Consider the following 17,744-nt stretch of genomic DNA (forward strand, 5'->3'; position numbering starts at 1 on the left):
ATGGCTGGGGTACAAGGATTCGAACCTTGGAATGCCGAGATCAAAACCCGGTGCCTTACCACTTGGCGATACCCCAACTAACTCTGTTTCAAACATCCGCTATCGCCGATGTTTCTAAATTCATATATCTAAAAAATGGTACGGGAAGAGAGACTTGAACTCTCACACCTTGCGGCACCAGAACCTAAATCTGGCGTGTCTACCAATTTCACCATTCCCGCACAGTTTCATGTTTACATCGTGAAGAGATGCTAGCAATCAATGCTAGAGTAAAATCGTTATTCATTTTGAATAAGAAATTTATCTTAAATAAAATGGTAGCAATGGCGGGACTTGAACCTGCGACCCCAGCATTATGAGTGCTGTGCTCTAACCAGCTGAGCTACATTGCCACATCGATATTACGCGCCCCTCTCAGCGAGGAACGGGGCGTATTATGCTTATTCGAGGTATCTAGGTCAACAGCTTTTTTTCGCTATTTCCCTTAGGTTAAGCTGTTCGGCTATTACTTCACCAAACTGAGCAACAGATGTGCTAAATAACACCTTGTTGCTCATACTTAGCTTAATTTATCGAGACTTACAGCGTAAATAAGCTTTGTTATACGTTAAACAGGAAATGCATCACATCGCCATCTTTAACAATATAGGTTTTACCTTCCACGCGTAACTTACCGGCTTCTTTCGCACCAGCTTCACCTTTGTGGGCAATGAAGTCGTCAAATGCCATCACTTGGGCACGGATAAAACCGCGTTCAAAATCGGTATGGATAACACCCGCCGCTTGCGGAGCACTCGCACCCACTGGCACAGTCCAAGCACGCACTTCTTTCACGCCTGCGGTGAAATAGGTTTGCAGATTCAGTAATTCATAACCTGCGCGGATCACACGATCTAAACCAGGTTCTTCGATACCCAGATCCGCCATAAACTCATCGCGCTCCTCGATTTCCATCTCGGCCAGTTCAGATTCAATCGCCGCACATACGGCAACAACGATAGCGTTTTCAGTGGCAGCAATGGCGCGAACGGCATCTAAGTGCGGGTTATTTTCAAAACCATCTTCCGCAACGTTAGCAATATACATGGTCGGCTTTAAGGTTAAGAAGTTCAGGTAAGCCACCGCTTCCAGTTCTTCTTTCGATAAATCCATTGAACGCAACATTTTAGCTTCGTCTAAAATGGGGCGCATTTTTTCTAATACTTCCACTTCAAACTTAGCGTCTTTATCACCACCTTTAGCACGTTTCTGCTGACGCTGAACCGCACGCTCTAAACTGTCTAAGTCAGCTAACGCTAATTCAGTGTTGATGACTTCGATATCGCCAGCAGGGTCAACCTTGTTAGCAACGTGAACAATGTTGTCATCATCAAAACAACGTACTACATGACCAATAGCATCGGTTTCACGGATATTAGCGAGGAACTTGTTACCTAAGCCTTCGCCTTTAGATGCGCCAGCCACAAGACCCGCAATATCCACGAATTCCATGGTGGTAGGTAACACACGTTGTGGATTCACAATCGCAGCTAACGCATCCAGACGTGGATCCGGCACAGGTACAACACCAGTGTTAGGTTCAATGGTACAAAACGGGAAGTTAGCCGCTTCGATGCCAGCCTTAGTTAACGCATTAAAAAGCGTTGATTTACCTACGTTAGGAAGACCAACAATGCCGCATTTAAAACCCATATGCTTACCTTTCTCTCGATTATTGGCTGACAAGTCACACTCATCAGCGAGGTTTAGTCGTCCTGCCCTATGGCAGCACATTACTGAATAATTAAATCACTTGAATCACTTAAGTCTCGCCAAAGGCAAAACCTACTCCGCTTTAAAGGAGTGTAATCTGTTCATGGCTTTCACCATGTCTTGTTTAAACAAAATTTCGGTAGAACGCACGGCTTCATCTATCGCCGCCTCGATAAGTTCTTGCTCTTTAGCAGGCGCTTTTCCCAGTACGTAACCACTCACTTGATTTTTATCACCGGGATGACCGATACCTAAGCGTAAACGGTAGAAGTTTTTATCGTTAGCCAGTTTAGCAATAATATCTTTCAGACCATTGTGGCCGCCATGACCGCCACCGAGCTTAAACTTAGCCACACCGGGCGGCAGATCGAGTTCATCGTGAGCGACCAGAATCTCTTCCGGCGTGATACGAAAAAAATTCGCCAAAGCGCCAACCGCTTTACCGCTTAAATTCATATAAGTCGTCGGGATCAATAAGCGGACATCTTTACCGTGCAATACGGCTCTGGCGGTCAAACCAAAATACTTACTGTCAGCCACTAAAGTCACGCCGCAAATTCTCGCTAACTCAAGTACGTACCAAGCCCCCGCATTATGGCGAGTGTGTGCATATTCAGCACCTGGATTAGCCAGACCAACTATTAATTTTATTTCGCTCATGACACTCAATATCGTTATTTCGTCGATGACAGCCGCGCAAAGTGCCGACTGAACTGACCATACCTGCTAAAAACGCGGCATTTTAGCACTCAAACCCCAAGTCAACAAATGCCACGTCATCGCACAGGAGCAGAGCACAAGGTCAGAACACAGAACAACTCAGCGTTAATTAAGTCCCATAGCATATTTAAGGACTGTCTTTTTGAGCGGGGAATTGATGTTTGCCAACTTTAACGCGCCATTACGCAGCAGCTTTAGCGGCAGAATATCGTTGCTAAAACCGGCGTAAAACAAATCCATCGCCGTCATCATCAATTGATTATCGCGATAACGCTTGCGCTGATATTGGGCAAGCACTTCATTCGACCACCAGAGATTATTTTGAGTTAATGCCTCTTTTATTACCGCCAAAAACGCTTCGACATCCTTAAACCCAAGGTTCACCCCTTGGCCAGCGAGGGGATTAATGGTGTGGGCGGCATCGCCTAAAATCACCACGTTCTGACTATAGTAGCGCTGGGCATGCCGACGAGTGAGGCCAAAACTGCCTTTATTCTCAACGGTAAAATCAGCGTCCAAACGTGCTGGAAAATGCACTCTTATCTGATCTGCAAGCTGTTTATTATTAAGCTGCATTAACTGCTTAATTCGATTGGCATCGTCGTACCACACCAGCGAAGCGTTATTGCCTGGTAAAGGTAATAATGAACGCGGTCCTTTGGGCGTAAACTGCTGCCAAGTCACATCCTGTTGCCCCTGTGCGGTGTTGATATTAATCAACATGGCCGATTGAGCGTAATCCCAACCCGAAATGCCAATTCCCGCCCATTGACGTACCTGCGAGTGAGCACCATCGGCGCCAACCAACAACTTAGCTGTCAGTTTACTATTTGACTGTAAGTGCACGCTCACACCGTCGCTATCGCGGGTAAATGCCACCACTTTATCGGGACAATATAAGGTGATGCCTGCCAATTGTGTCATCTGTTGCCACAGGGCAAGTTGGATTAAACGATTTTCGACTATATGACCTAAATGGCTGGCGCCAATTTGTGAACAGTGGAATTGGGTGATGCAGCCATCAAGCTCCCAAGTTTCTAAGCCCAAATAAGGCACATTACGCATCTTGAGCAATGAGTTCAAGGCGCCAAGACGTTCAAGCAGCGTTTCAGAAGCAACACTGATGGCCGAGACTCGCACATCTAATGGCTGTTCGGCTTGATAAGCCTCTGGCGCAAAGGATTCAATCACCGCCACTTGCAAACCCTGTTGGGCTAATCCAATTGCCGTCGCCGCACCAACCATGCCGCCGCCGACAAGAATGACATCGAACTCAGTGCCTTCAGCATGAGTAACGTCAGCATGAGTCACGTTAGAATCTGTGGTGTCGGATATCATCTGCGCATGTGTCTCTTCAATCTGGCTCATCCTACTTACCACCTTAGTTACGACCTTAGTTACCACCTTTAAGCCCTTCTGTATTTCTGCCCAAGCGACTTTTCACAAACCCGCTCGATTATGCCTTATATCAAGATACCACGGAAATGTTGAGCGCATTTCGATTCGAAATCCGTGAAGACATAGGCATTCAAGCCCGAATAGTTTGCTGGAAATAACGAAAGCTCAGCATGTTAACAATATTAATCTTGCCCAAATGCAGCCGAACAATAAAAACCTAGCATTTGTGAGGGTATCGCCCTTGGCAAAAGCCAACAGCTAAAAGTGTGGACAAAGCTGGTCAGCAGCCGTAACAGCAGGTAAAATGTCGCGCTATTTTTATTGGTCATCTTAGGGCGACACAACTGATGAGTAAGAAACTCCATATCAAGACTTGGGGCTGTCAAATGAATGAGTATGACTCATCCAAGATGGCTGATCTGTTAGGCGAATACCAAGGTTATACCTTGACTGAAGAAGCGTCTGAGGCAGACATTCTCCTGCTCAACACTTGTTCTATCCGCGAAAAAGCGCAAGAAAAAGTGTTCCATCAGCTAGGGCGCTGGAAGACGCTTAAAGATAAAAATCCCAATTTGATTATTGGCGTGGGCGGCTGCGTTGCCTCACAAGAAGGCAAAGCCATTAAAGACAGAGCCCAATGTGTCGACATTATTTTCGGACCACAAACCTTGCACCGTCTGCCCGAGATGATCGAGCAAGTGCGCCGTGGCGACAAAGCGGTTATCGATATCAGCTTCCCTGAAATCGAAAAATTCGACCGTCTGCCTGAGCCACGCGCCGAAGGCCCAACCGCGTTTGTGTCTATCATGGAAGGTTGCAGCAAATACTGCTCGTTCTGTGTTGTACCTTATACTCGCGGCGAAGAAGTCAGCCGTCCATCGGACGATATTATCCTTGAAATCGCCCAATTGGCGGAGCAAGGTGTGCGCGAAGTAAACTTGCTCGGCCAAAACGTGAATGCCTATCGCGGCGCAACTCACGATGGCGCAATTTGTACTTTTGCGGAATTACTGCGCTTCGTGGCAGCCATCGACGGTATCGACCGTATCCGCTTCACGACCAGTCACCCGATTGAATTTACACAAGATATCATCGACGTTTACGAAGATACCCCTGAGCTTGTAAGCTTCTTGCACTTACCAGTGCAATCGGGTTCTGACCGTATTCTCACGGCGATGAAACGCGGCCATATGGCGATTGAATATAAGTCAATCATCCGCCGCCTGCGTAAAGCCCGTGAAGGGATTCAAATCAGCTCGGACTTTATCATTGGCTTCCCTGGCGAAACCAAAGAAGACTTTGCCGATACCATGAAGTTGATTGAAGACATAGGTTTCGACCACAGCTTCAGCTTTATCTATAGCGCACGTCCGGGCACGCCAGCGGCGGATTTACCCGATAACGTCGATATGGAAGAGAAAAAACAACGTCTGGCGATTCTGCAAGACCGCATCACCCAGCAAGCCATGCGCTACAGCCGCCACATGATGGGCACAGTGCAACGTATTCTGGTTGAAGGACCATCGGTGAAAAATCCTATGGAACTGCGTGGCCGTACTGAGAACAATCGAGTGGTGAACTTCGAAGGTCAACCAAAACACATAGGTACTTTCGTGGATGTCGAAATTGTGGACGTTTACACTAACTCACTGCGCGGTGTCTTTATCCGCGGCGAAGATGAAATGGATCTACGTCGTAGCCTGCGCCCGGCTGAAATTCTGGCCAAGCGCAAGCAAGATGATGAACTGGGTGTGACTCAATTTAAGCCATAAGCGTTAAATCGGCTTAAGCTTAAACAGTACCTATATAAAGAAGGGCGACTTAGTCGCCCTTTTGCTTTCACGCACTTTTGTTTAAGTCTACCGAGGCAATTGTTATTTTCCGTTAGCAATTATCGGCTATGGCTCGTAAACTAAAATTATCTTGCGATGGTTAACCAACCTCGTACCTTGCTTTCTTATTCGCTATTGGGAGTGCTATTTGTCCAGTAAATTAACTACCATGAATCTGTATCTCGAACCCGCAGAAACACGCCGTTTGGCTTCACTGTGCGGTCCATTCGATGACAATATCAAGCAGATAGAACGTCGCGTTGGCGTCGAAATCGTCCGTAAGAACAATCATTTCCAGATCACCGGACTGCCACGCAATTGTTTAAGCGCCAACAACTTACTCAAAGAACTCTACATCGAGACCCAAACGGTTAAAGGCAGCACGCCCGATCTTGAGCCTGAGCAAGTCCATATCGCTATTCAAGCGGCCATTGCCCTAGAGCAAGCAGACGCTAACGACGACAGCGGTATTAATATCAAAACCCGCCGCGGTGTCATTAAGCCACGCAATCCGAATCAAAGCTTATATGTGGCCAATATTACGCGTCACGATATTACCTTCGGTATTGGTCCTGCAGGAACGGGCAAAACCTACCTTGCCGTAGCAGCGGCAGTAGATGCGTTAGAGCGCCAAGAAGTGCGCCGCATTCTGCTGACTCGCCCTGCGGTGGAAGCGGGTGAAAAACTCGGTTTCTTACCTGGCGATCTCAGCCAAAAGGTCGACCCTTATTTACGCCCCCTCTACGATGCCCTGTTCGAGATGCTTGGCTTTGAAAAAGTGGAACGCCTTATCGAGAAAAATGTAATAGAAGTGGCGCCGCTTGCCTATATGCGCGGTCGTACCTTAAACGATGCCTTTATTATTCTCGATGAAAGCCAAAACACCACAATCGAGCAGATGAAGATGTTCCTTACCCGTATCGGTTTCAATTCCCGTGCGGTGATCACAGGCGACATCACTCAAACCGACTTACCTAAACATCAAAAGTCAGGACTACGTCACGCGATTGAAGTGTTAAGCCAAGTCGAAGAAATCAGCTTTAACTTTTTTGTCTCCCAAGATGTAGTGCGCCATCCTGTGGTTGCCCGTATCGTTGAAGCCTATGAAGCCTTCGAGTTAAAAGAGCAAACCTTAAAAGCCAAAAAAGAAAGCCAGTACCAAAAGCAACAGCAGGAAGCCGCAACACATGAGTCTTGAGTTAGCCTTAGATATTCAACATGCCAGCACCAGTGAGTGGCTACCAACGGACGAACAATTCGCCCTTTGGGTCACTACCGCAATTGGCAATAGCATGGATGAAGCTGAATTAACCATACGTATCGTCGATAGCCGCGAGAGCCAAATGCTCAACAATACCTATCGGGGTAAAGACAAACCGACCAATGTACTGTCATTTCCCTTTGAAGCACCACCAGAAATTGAACTTCCTTTACTCGGAGATCTTGTCATTTGCGCGGCAGTCGTTGAAAATGAAGCCCGTGAACAACAAAAACCACTAGAAGCGCACTGGGCACACATGGTTGTACATGGTTGCTTGCATCTGCTAGGGTATGATCACATCGACGATGAAGAAGCCGAAGAGATGGAGTCATTAGAGACTCAACTCATTGAAAGCTTAGGTTTTACTGACCCATATAAGGAACAATAATTAGCTAAGATAATCCCTATCAAAAGCTAATGAGAAAACTATGAGTGACGATATCCCCCCTAGTACGAACGCCCACAAGAAAGGTTGGTTTGATAGAGTAAGTCAGCTATTTCAGGGCGAACCTCAAAATCGCGAAGATCTAGTCGATGTGATTGATGGTGCCGAGCAGCGCGATTTGATCACCCAAGACACCCGCGAGATGATAAAAGGTGTATTAGACGTTTCTGATATGCGTGTTCGGGATATCATGATCCCAAGAGCTCAAATTGTCGCCCTCCAGATAGACAACTCGGTCGAAGAGTTACTTGCGACTGTGATTGGTTCAGGTCACTCGCGCTTCCCCGTTGTTAACGAAGATAAAGACCATATCGAAGGCATATTGCTTGCCAAAGATTTGATCCCTTACGGTTTCTCCAACAGTGATGAGCCCTTCTCACTGGATCGCGTGATCCGTCCCGCCGTGGTTGTGCCCGAAAGCAAACGCGTCGATGTTCTGCTAAAAGAATTCCGCTCTCAACGCTACCATATGGCGATTGTGGTTGATGAGTACGGCGGTGTATCGGGACTCGTGACTATCGAAGATATTCTTGAAGAAATTGTCGGCGAAATTGAAGACGAATTCGACCACGATAGCACTGAAGAAACCGAGATCCGCAAAGTCGGTAACACGGTTTATATGGTTAAAGCTTTGACGCCAATCGAAGATTTCAACGAAGAATTCAACACTGAATTCAGCGATGAAGAGTTTGATACCGTCGGCGGCTTAGTCTCACACGCCTTTGGCCATCTGCCAGAACGTAACGAGAGCATCATCATTGAAGGCATAGAATTTAAAGTCATCAATGCTGACACTAGGCGTTTAATCCAACTCAGAGTTAAACTCCCCGATCCTAATACTGGCGAAGACGTAGAATAATCACTCGTGCTAAAAAAAATCAGGGCTTTTGCCCAACAACAGTCCCAACCTAGTGCTTTGAGACTCGTACTGGCATTTGCTCTTGGCGCCAGTACGGCGCTTTCATTTGCGCCCTATTCCATTTGGATAATCTATCCGTTTGCCATGGCGATTGCCCTCTGGCACAGCCGAACGCTGAGCACTAAGGCAAGCTTTTACTATTGGTTAAGCTTTGGATTTGGCTGTTTTGCCGTAGGGATCAGCTGGGTTCACGTGAGCATGGATACCTTTGGTGGTATGCCGCTCATTGCCTCCGTTGGGTTAATGGCCTTGTTAGCCTTGTATTTAGCCTTGTATCCCGCGCTAACTGGTTTAGCGCTGGTTTGGTTAACTAAAACGCTGAGCCATGATGGTGAAACTCGATTTGGTCTTTGGCGTAATCTCGCCTTATTCCCCGCATTATGGACCTTGACCGAATGGGCTCGTGGCTGGGTAATGACAGGCTTCCCTTGGTTATGGGCGGGTTACTCGCAAACTCAAGGGCCGCTAAAACCCCTTGCCAGTATCATAGGCACACTGGGAATAAGTTTTGTATTGGCCATGCTCGCTGGTGCATTAGCGCTTTGTTTTACTAAGCGTTATAAGAGTTTACTGCTTTTACTGCCGCTCAGTATTCTGGCCGTGTGGGCTGCGCCTAAACTTTGGGACATTCATCCTACAGGTGAAAATGTTAAAGTGGCGCTGGTGCAAGGCAATATTCCCCAAAGCATGAAATGGGAACCCGATGCCCTGTGGCCGACACTGTTAAAATACATGGATTTATCCCGCGAACATCTGGATGCCGATATCATTATTTGGCCAGAAGCGGCAATTCCAGCGCCAGAATCTATGGTGCAGGATTTTTTAGATAACGCCAATAAAGTCGCCAATCTAAACCATACCTCAATTATCACTGGCATTATTAGCCATCAAAACAATGAGTTCTATAATTCATTGATTGTGCTTGGTAATCATAATCAGAAACAACAAGCAGGCCCAGACTATGAGGGCGATGGTAGCAATCAATTTAAGAAACACCATCTGTTGCCAATTGGCGAGTTTGTCCCCTTTGAAGCGCTGCTGCGCCCGATAGCACCTTTCTTTAATTTGCCCATGTCGTCCTTTACGCGAGGCGAATATCAACAGCCTAACCTGAGCGCCCTAGGCCATAAAATCGCGCCAGCAATTTGTTATGAAATTGCCTTCCCAGAGCAATTACGCGACAGCGTTAATCAAGGGACAGATATACTGTTAACTGTCTCTAACGATGCTTGGTTTGGTAGTTCAAACGGCCCATTACAGCATATGGAAATCGCCCAAATGCGCGCGGTTGAATTGGGTCGGCCTCTATTACGCGCAACCAACAATGGCGTGACAGCCATAGTCGATGAGCATGGCAATATCACAGCGTCATTGCCACAGTTTGAAATAGGTGTGCTAAGCGCAACCATTCTATTAGTCACAGGGCAAACTTGGTTTGCAAAATTAGGCCAAATGCCCCTACTGATACTCTGTGGTTTAATCGTTCTGCTCGGTCTTGCACGACGTTTTAAAGCGCAATAGGATTTAGGCCATGCATTACCAAGTCAATAAACAAGATGTGGCAGGTTTTACCTTAATTGAACTTGTCGTTGTGATTATTGTACTTGGGATCTTGGCTGTGATTGCCGCGCCTAAATTTATCGGTTTGAGTAAAGAGGCTCGGGTACAAACCTTGAGCCAATTACAGGCCAGCGTAAAAACCGCCAACACACTGGCCTACTCAAAAACGCAAATGCCTAGCCTACTGAGCCAAGCGGTAGCTGGGCGCGATGATATTATTGATATCGACCTCAATGGTGATGGCACGCCAGATACACGATTAAAATGGGGTTACCTCGATAATACTGATGTGGAAAAATGGATCACCTCAGATGATAAACTTATCATTCAATATCAAGGCATTGATATCACTTATATAGGTTACGATCTTAACAACAATTCCTTAGTGAATGATGACCAATGCTATTTCCGCTACACCCAAGCCAGCGATGCCAACACTCCGCCACAATATGATATCAACACCCAAGGTTGTTAGGCTGACACTCAGTTAACCTGTGTTATCCCGCAATTGTCTGCGAATACATTAGGCTGATTGCGCGTTCCACGTTAAGGTGAACGATTAGACGTGGCCTTATACCAATCACAGTAACTGTGTCTGCATAGCCAATATGATTGGTACCATTACCTCGTTCCTTAACCAAGGTACACAGTCAAGGCAACTCTATGGCACTGCTTCGCGTGCGCTACCAAACCCACGAATTTGGGGATCTCGACATTCATGTCAGAACCCTAAGAAATAACCAAGAATTTGAAGACCTAGATGGCGAAGCTGAAAAGCTCGGTATTTCCTCCGCAACTTGGCCATTATTTGGCATAGTTTGGCCGTCTAGCCAAGTGCTATCCCATCATATGGCCGATTATCAAATTGATAATAAACGCATTCTTGAAGTTGGCTGCGGTATAGGGCTGGCAAGTCTAGTGCTAAACCACAGACATGCCGACATCACAGCAACCGACTATCACCCCGAGTCGGAGAATTTCCTTAAACAGAATGTCGATTTAAATCATGGTCGTGCGATTCCGTTTGTTCGAACTGGGTGGGCAGATGCACAAACTAATTTAGGTTTATTTGACCTCATTATCGGCAGCGATCTTTTGTACGAACAAGAACATGCCGATCTCTTATCACAATTTATTGAGCAGCATGCTAAACCAATTTGTGATGTAGTCTTAGTCGATCCCGGTCGTGGTAATCATGCCAAATTCAGCAAACGTATGGTGACCTTAGGTTACGAACATACACAACATAAACCCATTCACACTGAATTCTTATTGGCGCCCTTTGGCGGTCAAATCCTCAACTACTCTCGTACCAACAATTGATACAACAGCCTAATTAATGCAGATATGAGCCATTTAGGTCTAATAGAACTCTAAAAAAACGACGCAGAGGCGTCGTTTTAGCTGCATAACCTCATCACCTTGATTAAGGCGTTAGCGGCTCGCGGGTAAATTCTTCATGATCACACTCTGGACAATCTGGGATGGGACTTGGAAATTCAATACTCATTTCATTACCACAGTTAGTGCACACCATGATGCCCTGATTCACAATATCACCACTCTTGTAGTAGCCTTGGTGCTTAAAATCTTGCGTTAACTCATGCCATTCGACTTGGCTGCGGTCGGTGATTTCACTCAGCCAATGCCAAAGCGTATTCTCTAAAGTAATCACGGTTGGGCTATGACTCAAACTATCCGCGTTCTGCTCACGGAGAAAACTCGTAATATCACGCTTTAAGAATTGTTCGACTAAAGCGAGTTCATCTTCCCCTGCCTGTTCTTTAAGACGTAAATACTCCTTACCTTGAGTGACAGAGTTGAATAAGTTCTTTACAGTCATAGTGTTATCTTCTGCAAATTGAGATTTCACTTCGGTAATTAAGGCTTGATACAGTCCTAGTAACGCGTTACTTCTATCATTCATAACCAATACTCCTTCATACGAACCTTTTTAATGCATCGCTTCTAGTTTATTCTATGCAGATCTTACTCGCGCTGATATGGCGTTAGATCCAATAATAGGCGGCACTGCCGGAAATAGAGTGATGCAAGAGCAATATAATCCCTCAGAAATTGAAGCCTTAGTGCAAAAGCACTGGCATGACAACAAAACCTTCGAAGTCACTGAAGACGCAAACAAAGAAAAGTTTTATTGCCTTTCGATGTTTCCGTACCCTTCTGGCAGACTCCACATGGGACACGTACGCAACTATACCATAGGTGACGTAGTTGCACGCTTTCAACGTCTTCAAGGCAAAAACGTGCTCCAGCCTATTGGTTGGGACTCCTTTGGTTTACCCGCAGAAAATGCCGCGATTAACAACAAGACTGCGCCTGCGCCATGGACCTATGAAAACATAGAATACATGAAGAACCAGCTGAAATTGCTGGGTTTTGGTTACGATTGGAGCCGTGAAATCGCCACTTGTACCCCTGAATATTATCGCTGGGAACAATGGTTCTTCACTAAGTTGTACGAGAAAGGCCTAGTCTACAAAAAGACAGCTTCAGTCAACTGGTGTCCAAACGATGAAACCGTACTGGCGAACGAGCAAGTTCAAGACGGTTGCTGCTGGCGCTGTGATACCCCTGTGGAACAAAAAGAAATTCCACAGTGGTTTATTAAGATCACTGCCTATGCAGAAGAATTGTTAAACGATATCGATACCTTAGATGGCTGGCCTGAACAGGTTAAGACCATGCAGCGCAACTGGATTGGTCGCAGCGAAGGTGTGGAAATGACCTTCGGCGTCGCAGGTCACGATAAAAGCTTCGATATCTATACCACACGTCCAGATACCTTAATGGGCGTGACCTATGTGGCGATTGCCGCAGGTCATCCATTAGCTGAAGTCGCCGCGCAAACGAATCCTGAGCTTGCCGCCTTTATCGATGAGTGCAAAAACAGCACAACATCAGAAGCCGAACTCGCGACAATGGAAAAACGCGGTGTCGCTACAGGGCTTTTCGCCATTCATCCTATCACTGGTAAGCAAGTCCCGATTTGGGCAGCTAACTTTGTGTTGATGAACTATGGCACAGGCGCTGTGATGTCAGTTCCAGGCCACGATCAACGTGACTTCGAATTTGCGAAAAAATACGGCCTGGCGATTGAAGCTGTGATCAAGCCAGTTGATGGCGACGTCGACATTAGCGAAGCCGCTTATACCGAAAAAGGCGTACTGTTTAACTCGGGTGAGTTCGATGGTTTAGACTTTGAAGCGGGCTTTAATGCCATCGCTAACAAGTTAGTCGCCGAAGGTAAAGGCAAGCGCCAAGTCAACTATCGTCTGCGCGATTGGGGTGTTTCACGTCAGCGTTACTGGGGCGCGCCAATCCCTATGGTGACCTTAGCCGACGGCACTGTGATCCCAACGCCAGCAGAACAACTGCCAGTATTGCTGCCAGAAGATGTCGTGATGGACGGTATTCAAAGCCCAATCAAGGCCGATAAAGAATGGGCGAAAACCCAAGTTAATGGCCAAGATGCGCTACGCGAAACCGATACCTTCGATACCTTTATGGAATCCTCTTGGTATTACGCCCGTTACTGCAGCCCGCATGCAGACGAAATGTTAGATCCCGCTAAAGCCAACTACTGGCTACCTGTGGATCAATACATTGGCGGTATCGAACACGCTTGTATGCATTTGTTATATTTCCGCTTCTTCCACAAGTTGCTGCGTGATGCAGGTCTGGTTAACTCTAACGAGCCAGCCAAACAATTGCTGACCCAAGGCATGGTGTTGGCTGATGCTTTCTACTACATCAACGAAAAAGGCGCCCGTGTATGGGTTTCGCCTTTAGATGTAGCGACTACAGAAAAAGACGACAAGGGCCGTATTACTAAGGCTATCGATAAAGACGGCAACGAGCTGGTTTATACCGGCATGTGCAAGATGTCTAAGTCGAAAAACAATGGTATCGATCCTCAAGTCATGGTCGAAAAATACGGCGCCGATACCGTTCGCCTATTTATGATGTTCGCCTCACCACCAGAATTAACTCTGGAATGGCAAGAATCTGGCGTTGAAGGCGCACACCGCTTCATTAAACGTCTGTGGAAACTGGCAAACGAGCATGTGAACCAAGATAACAGCGAAGCCTTAGATGTCAGCAAGTTAACTGCCGATCAAAAAGCGCTGCGCCGTGAAGTCCACAAGACGATCGCGAAAGTGACCGACGATATCGGCCGCCGTCAGATGTTCAACACTGCGGTTGCCGCCGTGATGGAACTGATGAACCATCTGCAAAAAGCGCCACAAATGACAGGCCAAGACAACGCCATTATCGGCGAAGCCTTATCCGCCATAGTGCGTTTGCTGTACCCTATCATTCCGCATGTGAGCTTTAACCTGTGGAACGAGTTAGGTAATGCAAGCAACATCGAAGACAGCCAATGGCCAGTCGTTGATGAAGCTGCGCTAGTTGAAGACAGCAAGCTCATCGTTGTGCAAGTTAACGGTAAAGTTCGCGCAAAAATCACAGTAGCCGCCGACGCTGATAAAGAATCAGTAGAAGCCTTAGGCATGAGTGATGAACACGTGATCAAATACCTAGACGGCCTGACAGTACGTAAAGTGATCTATGTGCCGGGCAAACTGCTCAGCATAGTGGCCAATTAACGGCTGCTAATAACTCGCTATACTCAAAGCCAATGAAGTTGCAGCATAGCTGCAACTTCAAGCCTGCAGGGTATACCACGAATAGGAAACCGCGAAATCTATGCTAATCAAACGCATATGCTTCGCAATCATAGCACTAGTCATTATGACCAGCGCTGGTTGCGGTTTTAAGCTTCAACGCAGTTATCAGATCCCTGATGCCCTCAATCATTTGAGTTTGAGCAGTGTGGATGAATACAGTGAACTCACTCGTTTGGTGCGTGAACGCCTGCGCTTGAACAATATCCAAGTTGTCGACGCCGCAGATAATGTTCCAGTATTAAGATTAATCACCGACTCCCTTGAACGCTCGACCTTATCTTTGTACCCCACAGGTAACGTCGCCGAGTATGAGCTGATTTATTTAGTCGAATTTGCTGTGGCATTGCCGGGCAAAGAAGCGCAGCCTTTCAAGGTTGAAATTCGCCGCGACTACTTAGACGATCCACGTACCGCATTGGCAAAGAGCCGAGAAATGGAATTGCTGACGAAGGAAATGCGTATCCAAGCTGCCGATCGTATTCTGCAAGCAATGGCCAGTACTGAGGTGAATTAATGCGGGGCTATCATTAAATGAGAGTCTATCCAGACCAACTCTCCCGCCACCTTAACCAGTTATTTCCTTGTTATCTGATTTTTGGGGATGATCCTTGGTTGATTGAAACCACCAAAGATCAGATCCGCCAATTCGCCAAGCGTCATGGATTCGATGAAAAAGTCCAACTCATTCAAGAGACGGGCTTTAATTGGAACGATCTGACTCAGGAATGGCAGGCCATGAGCCTGTTTTCCAGTAAACGCTTGATTGAGCTAACCCTTCCCCAAGCTAAGCCCGGTGCCGAAGGCTCAAACACACTGCAAGCCCTATTGCAGACGCCCAATCCCGATATGCTTTTGATTATCGAAGGGCCAAAGCTCGCCACAGAGCAAACCAACAGTAAATGGTTTAAGACCTTAGATGCCCATGGCATGTATCTGCCCTGCGCTACGCCAGAGGGCGAGCAGTTTATGCGCTGGCTCGATGGCCGCATCAAGCACTTTAAGCTCAATCTGCAGCCTGATGCCCGTGCTATGCTGCATTCTCTGTATGAAGGGAATTTACTAGCTGCCGATCAAGCCATGCAGTTGCTGCAACTCCTGAGCCCAACAAAACCCGTCAGTGCCGACGAACTGGGCCACTATTTTGAAGATCAGTCGCGCTTCACCGTATTCCAACTCACGGATGCATTGCTGAATAATAAACAGGATAGCGCGCAGCACATGCTAGCCCAGCTCAATGGCGAAGGCACTGCCTTACCTATCCTGCTGTGGGCCTTGTTTAAAGAACTCGGTTTGTTATTCAATTTGAAATGCGAGCAAGCCCAAGGCGTTGCGCTAAGTGCACTCTGGGGTAAACATCGAATTTGGGATAAACGTAAACCACTGTATCAAGCGGCACTGCAACGACTCAGCCTTGAACAACTCGAACATATGCTCGCCCTCGCCTCGAAACTTGAGCTCAACTTAAAGCAACAGGGGAAAGAGGATTGGACTGGTCTGAGCCACCTGTGTCTGTTATTTGATCCTAGAGCCCATCGGCACTTGGCGCATATAGCCATAGACTAATCATTGATTAACCAAAGGCTTGATATGCGTATTGGTATTTTAGGCGGCACTTTCGACCCGATACACTATGGTCATATCCGTCCCGCAATTGAAGTGAAGCAAGCATTAGCCTTGGATAAAATCCTGCTGATGCCGAACCATATTCCGCCCCATAAACAGCAGCCGAACTTAACCACAACACAGCGCCTCAAAATGGTAGCTGATGTCTGTCAGCAACTCGACGGATTTGCACTGTGCGACATCGAAGCTAAACGCGACACGCCTTCCTACACAGTTGTGACGCTTGAGCAACTGAAAGCCTTACATCCGGAAGACGAGCTGTTTTTTATCATGGGGATGGACTCTTTCCTCCAATTAAAAAGCTGGTATGAGTGGCAACGCCTATTCGACTTTGCCCATCTCGTTGTCTGCCAGCGCCCGGGTTGGCAGCTCGATGCAGAACATCCTATGCAGCAGATATTGACGGCCCGGAGTCAAGCGCCCCAAGGGACAGACGAAGGTCGTACTAGCTGTGTCCATAAAAACTGTGGGCAGATTTTCCCTGTAGCGATTACACCACAGGATATTTCCTCGACGCTCATTCGTGAACAACTGGCAAAAGGCGAAATTCCCGCCGATTTACTCATGCCAGTCACGCTAGATTACATCAAAAATCAACGACTTTACTTACCTTAGCTCGAACCGTAAGCAGATATCGCCAACTCAACTGCCAATGACAATGTATTCCCAGCAGCAACACTGGTATACTACCGCGCTATTTAAAATTAATGAGGTACGCCAGCGTGCAGAGCGCGGAATTAAAACAGTTTGTTGTCGACAAGATCGACGACTTGAAAGCCAGAGACGTTGTTGTTCTGGATGTCAGCAAGCAATCTAACATCACTGACTACATGGTCATATGTTCAGGTACATCAAAGACTCACGTTAAAGCTATCGCCGAAAACCTTGTGGTTGAAGCGAAAAAAGCCGGTATTCCACCTTTAGGTGTTGAAGGCCGCGAAAGCAGCGAATGGGTTCTTGTGGACATGGGCGATGTGATCCTGCACGTTATGCAAGATCAAACCCGTGATTTCTACCAGCTTGAAAAGCTCTGGTCAGAAAAGCAAGACTGATGAAGTTACAGCTCATCGCAGTAGGAACACGGATGCCCGATTGGGTTACCCGTGGTTTCGAAGAATACCAGCGCCGTTTTCCCCGTGATATGGCGCTGGAGCTTATCGAAATACCCGCTGGAAAGCGGGGGAAAAATGCCGACATTGTCCGGATACTTCAAAAAGAAGGCGAACAAATGTTGGCGGCCATTCCCAAAGGCAATCATATTGTTAGCTTAGATCTCCCCGGCAAAAACTGGACGACCCCCGAGCTAGCAACCGCACTGACTAAATGGCAACTCGATGGTCGCGACGTCAGTTTACTGATTGGTGGACCTGAAGGATTAGCGCCAGCTTGCAAAGAAGCGGCAAACCAAAGTTGGTGTCTTTCGGCATTAACCTTACCTCACCCACTCGTACGGGTGGTGGTTGCCGAAAGTTTGTACCGCGCGTGGAGCGTGAACACGAATCACCCCTACCATAGAGAATAGCGG

At 47.0% G+C, this 17,744-nt stretch carries 17 protein-coding genes and 3 tRNA genes; 13 read left to right on the forward strand and 7 right to left on the reverse strand.

The genetic code is table 11. The features are described 5' to 3' along the window. Position 1: 1 nt before the first annotated feature. The 6 genes from GWI56_RS17285 to GWI56_RS17310 form a co-directional block, all read right to left on the reverse strand. Positions 2 to 76: transfer RNA gene (locus tag GWI56_RS17285), tRNA-Gln, on the reverse strand. Positions 77 to 136: 60 nt separating this feature from the next. Further along, positions 137 to 221, reverse strand: a tRNA-Leu gene (locus tag GWI56_RS17290). A gap of 94 nt (positions 222 to 315) precedes the next feature. Then, positions 316 to 392 (reverse strand) — tRNA-Met (locus tag GWI56_RS17295). A gap of 208 nt (positions 393 to 600) precedes the next feature. Further along, a complete protein-coding gene (gene ychF / locus GWI56_RS17300; protein ID WP_028761466.1) occupies positions 601 to 1,692 on the reverse strand; it encodes a redox-regulated ATPase YchF in 1,092 nt (363 codons plus the stop codon). Positions 1,693 to 1,824: 132 nt separating this feature from the next. Continuing rightward, a complete protein-coding gene (gene pth, locus GWI56_RS17305) occupies positions 1,825 to 2,412 on the reverse strand; it encodes an aminoacyl-tRNA hydrolase (protein WP_028761467.1) in 588 nt (195 codons plus the stop codon). Between the two features lie 165 nt (positions 2,413 to 2,577). Next, positions 2,578 to 3,840: an FAD-dependent monooxygenase gene (locus tag GWI56_RS17310; protein WP_198573610.1), complete on the reverse strand. Its 1,263-nt coding sequence runs from the start codon at positions 3,838 to 3,840 to the stop codon at positions 2,578 to 2,580. Between the two features lie 377 nt (positions 3,841 to 4,217). On the opposite strand from GWI56_RS17310, the gene miaB reads away from it, so the two are divergent. The 7 genes from miaB (at position 4,218) to GWI56_RS17345 (ending at position 11,210) form a co-directional block, all read left to right on the forward strand. After that, positions 4,218 to 5,642, forward strand: a complete 1,425-nt coding sequence (miaB, locus tag GWI56_RS17315) for a tRNA (N6-isopentenyl adenosine(37)-C2)-methylthiotransferase MiaB (RefSeq protein WP_006082739.1) — start codon at positions 4,218 to 4,220, stop codon at positions 5,640 to 5,642. 208 nt (positions 5,643 to 5,850) lie between these two features. Continuing rightward, entirely contained in the window at positions 5,851 to 6,900 is a 1,050-nt protein-coding gene (locus GWI56_RS17320; protein WP_028761469.1) for a PhoH family protein, read from the forward strand. Then, a complete protein-coding gene (gene ybeY, locus GWI56_RS17325; protein WP_105251690.1) occupies positions 6,890 to 7,351 on the forward strand; it encodes an rRNA maturation RNase YbeY in 462 nt (153 codons plus the stop codon). Before GWI56_RS17320 ends, ybeY begins: the two co-directional genes overlap by 11 nt. 40 nt (positions 7,352 to 7,391) lie before the next feature. Further along, positions 7,392 to 8,267: a CNNM family magnesium/cobalt transport protein CorC gene (corC, locus tag GWI56_RS17330; protein ID WP_006082742.1), complete on the forward strand. Its 876-nt coding sequence runs from the start codon at positions 7,392 to 7,394 to the stop codon at positions 8,265 to 8,267. A 6-nt stretch (positions 8,268 to 8,273) separates the two neighbouring features. Further along, a complete protein-coding gene (lnt, locus tag GWI56_RS17335) occupies positions 8,274 to 9,848 on the forward strand; it encodes an apolipoprotein N-acyltransferase (protein WP_198573611.1) in 1,575 nt (524 codons plus the stop codon). A gap of 10 nt (positions 9,849 to 9,858) precedes the next feature. Then, on the forward strand, positions 9,859 to 10,362 hold the full coding sequence (locus tag GWI56_RS17340) for a prepilin-type N-terminal cleavage/methylation domain-containing protein (protein WP_198573612.1): 504 nt from the start codon (positions 9,859 to 9,861) through the stop codon (positions 10,360 to 10,362). 188 nt (positions 10,363 to 10,550) lie between these two features. Then, positions 10,551 to 11,210: a methyltransferase domain-containing protein gene (locus GWI56_RS17345; RefSeq protein WP_198573613.1), complete on the forward strand. Its 660-nt coding sequence runs from the start codon at positions 10,551 to 10,553 to the stop codon at positions 11,208 to 11,210. A 103-nt stretch (positions 11,211 to 11,313) separates the two neighbouring features. Here the strand turns inward: GWI56_RS17345 and GWI56_RS17350 are convergent, their stop codons facing one another. Then, complete coding sequence (locus tag GWI56_RS17350) at positions 11,314 to 11,814, reverse strand: zinc ribbon-containing protein (RefSeq protein ID WP_028761474.1); 501 nt, start codon at positions 11,812 to 11,814, stop codon at positions 11,314 to 11,316. A 121-nt stretch (positions 11,815 to 11,935) separates the two neighbouring features. Here GWI56_RS17350 and leuS point away from each other — a divergent pair, with 121 nt between their 5' ends. From leuS to rlmH, 6 genes are all read left to right on the forward strand, one after another. After that, positions 11,936 to 14,515, forward strand: coding sequence for a leucine--tRNA ligase (gene leuS / locus GWI56_RS17355; RefSeq protein WP_198573662.1), 2,580 nt, complete (start codon positions 11,936 to 11,938; stop codon positions 14,513 to 14,515). A gap of 100 nt (positions 14,516 to 14,615) precedes the next feature. Then, positions 14,616 to 15,110, forward strand: a complete 495-nt coding sequence (lptE, locus tag GWI56_RS17360; RefSeq protein ID WP_198573614.1) for an LPS assembly lipoprotein LptE — start codon at positions 14,616 to 14,618, stop codon at positions 15,108 to 15,110. Positions 15,111 to 15,127: 17 nt separating this feature from the next. Next, positions 15,128 to 16,159 (forward strand): DNA polymerase III subunit delta, encoded by a 1,032-nt coding sequence (gene holA, locus GWI56_RS17365; protein WP_198573615.1) that lies wholly within the window; start codon positions 15,128 to 15,130, stop codon positions 16,157 to 16,159. A 24-nt stretch (positions 16,160 to 16,183) separates the two neighbouring features. After that, positions 16,184 to 16,834, forward strand: coding sequence for a nicotinate-nucleotide adenylyltransferase (gene nadD, locus GWI56_RS17370; RefSeq protein WP_168822788.1), 651 nt, complete (start codon positions 16,184 to 16,186; stop codon positions 16,832 to 16,834). A gap of 107 nt (positions 16,835 to 16,941) precedes the next feature. Continuing rightward, positions 16,942 to 17,271, forward strand: coding sequence for a ribosome silencing factor (gene rsfS / locus GWI56_RS17375; protein ID WP_006082751.1), 330 nt, complete (start codon positions 16,942 to 16,944; stop codon positions 17,269 to 17,271). Next, positions 17,271 to 17,741: a 23S rRNA (pseudouridine(1915)-N(3))-methyltransferase RlmH gene (gene rlmH / locus GWI56_RS17380; RefSeq protein ID WP_006082752.1), complete on the forward strand. Its 471-nt coding sequence runs from the start codon at positions 17,271 to 17,273 to the stop codon at positions 17,739 to 17,741. Before rsfS ends, rlmH begins: the two co-directional genes overlap by 1 nt. The last annotated feature ends 3 nt before the right edge of the window (positions 17,742 to 17,744 follow it).

The organism is Shewanella sp. DW31 (genome assembly GCF_015767295.1).
In the GTDB taxonomy this organism is placed as follows: Bacteria; Pseudomonadota; Gammaproteobacteria; order Enterobacterales; family Shewanellaceae; genus Shewanella; species Shewanella oncorhynchi.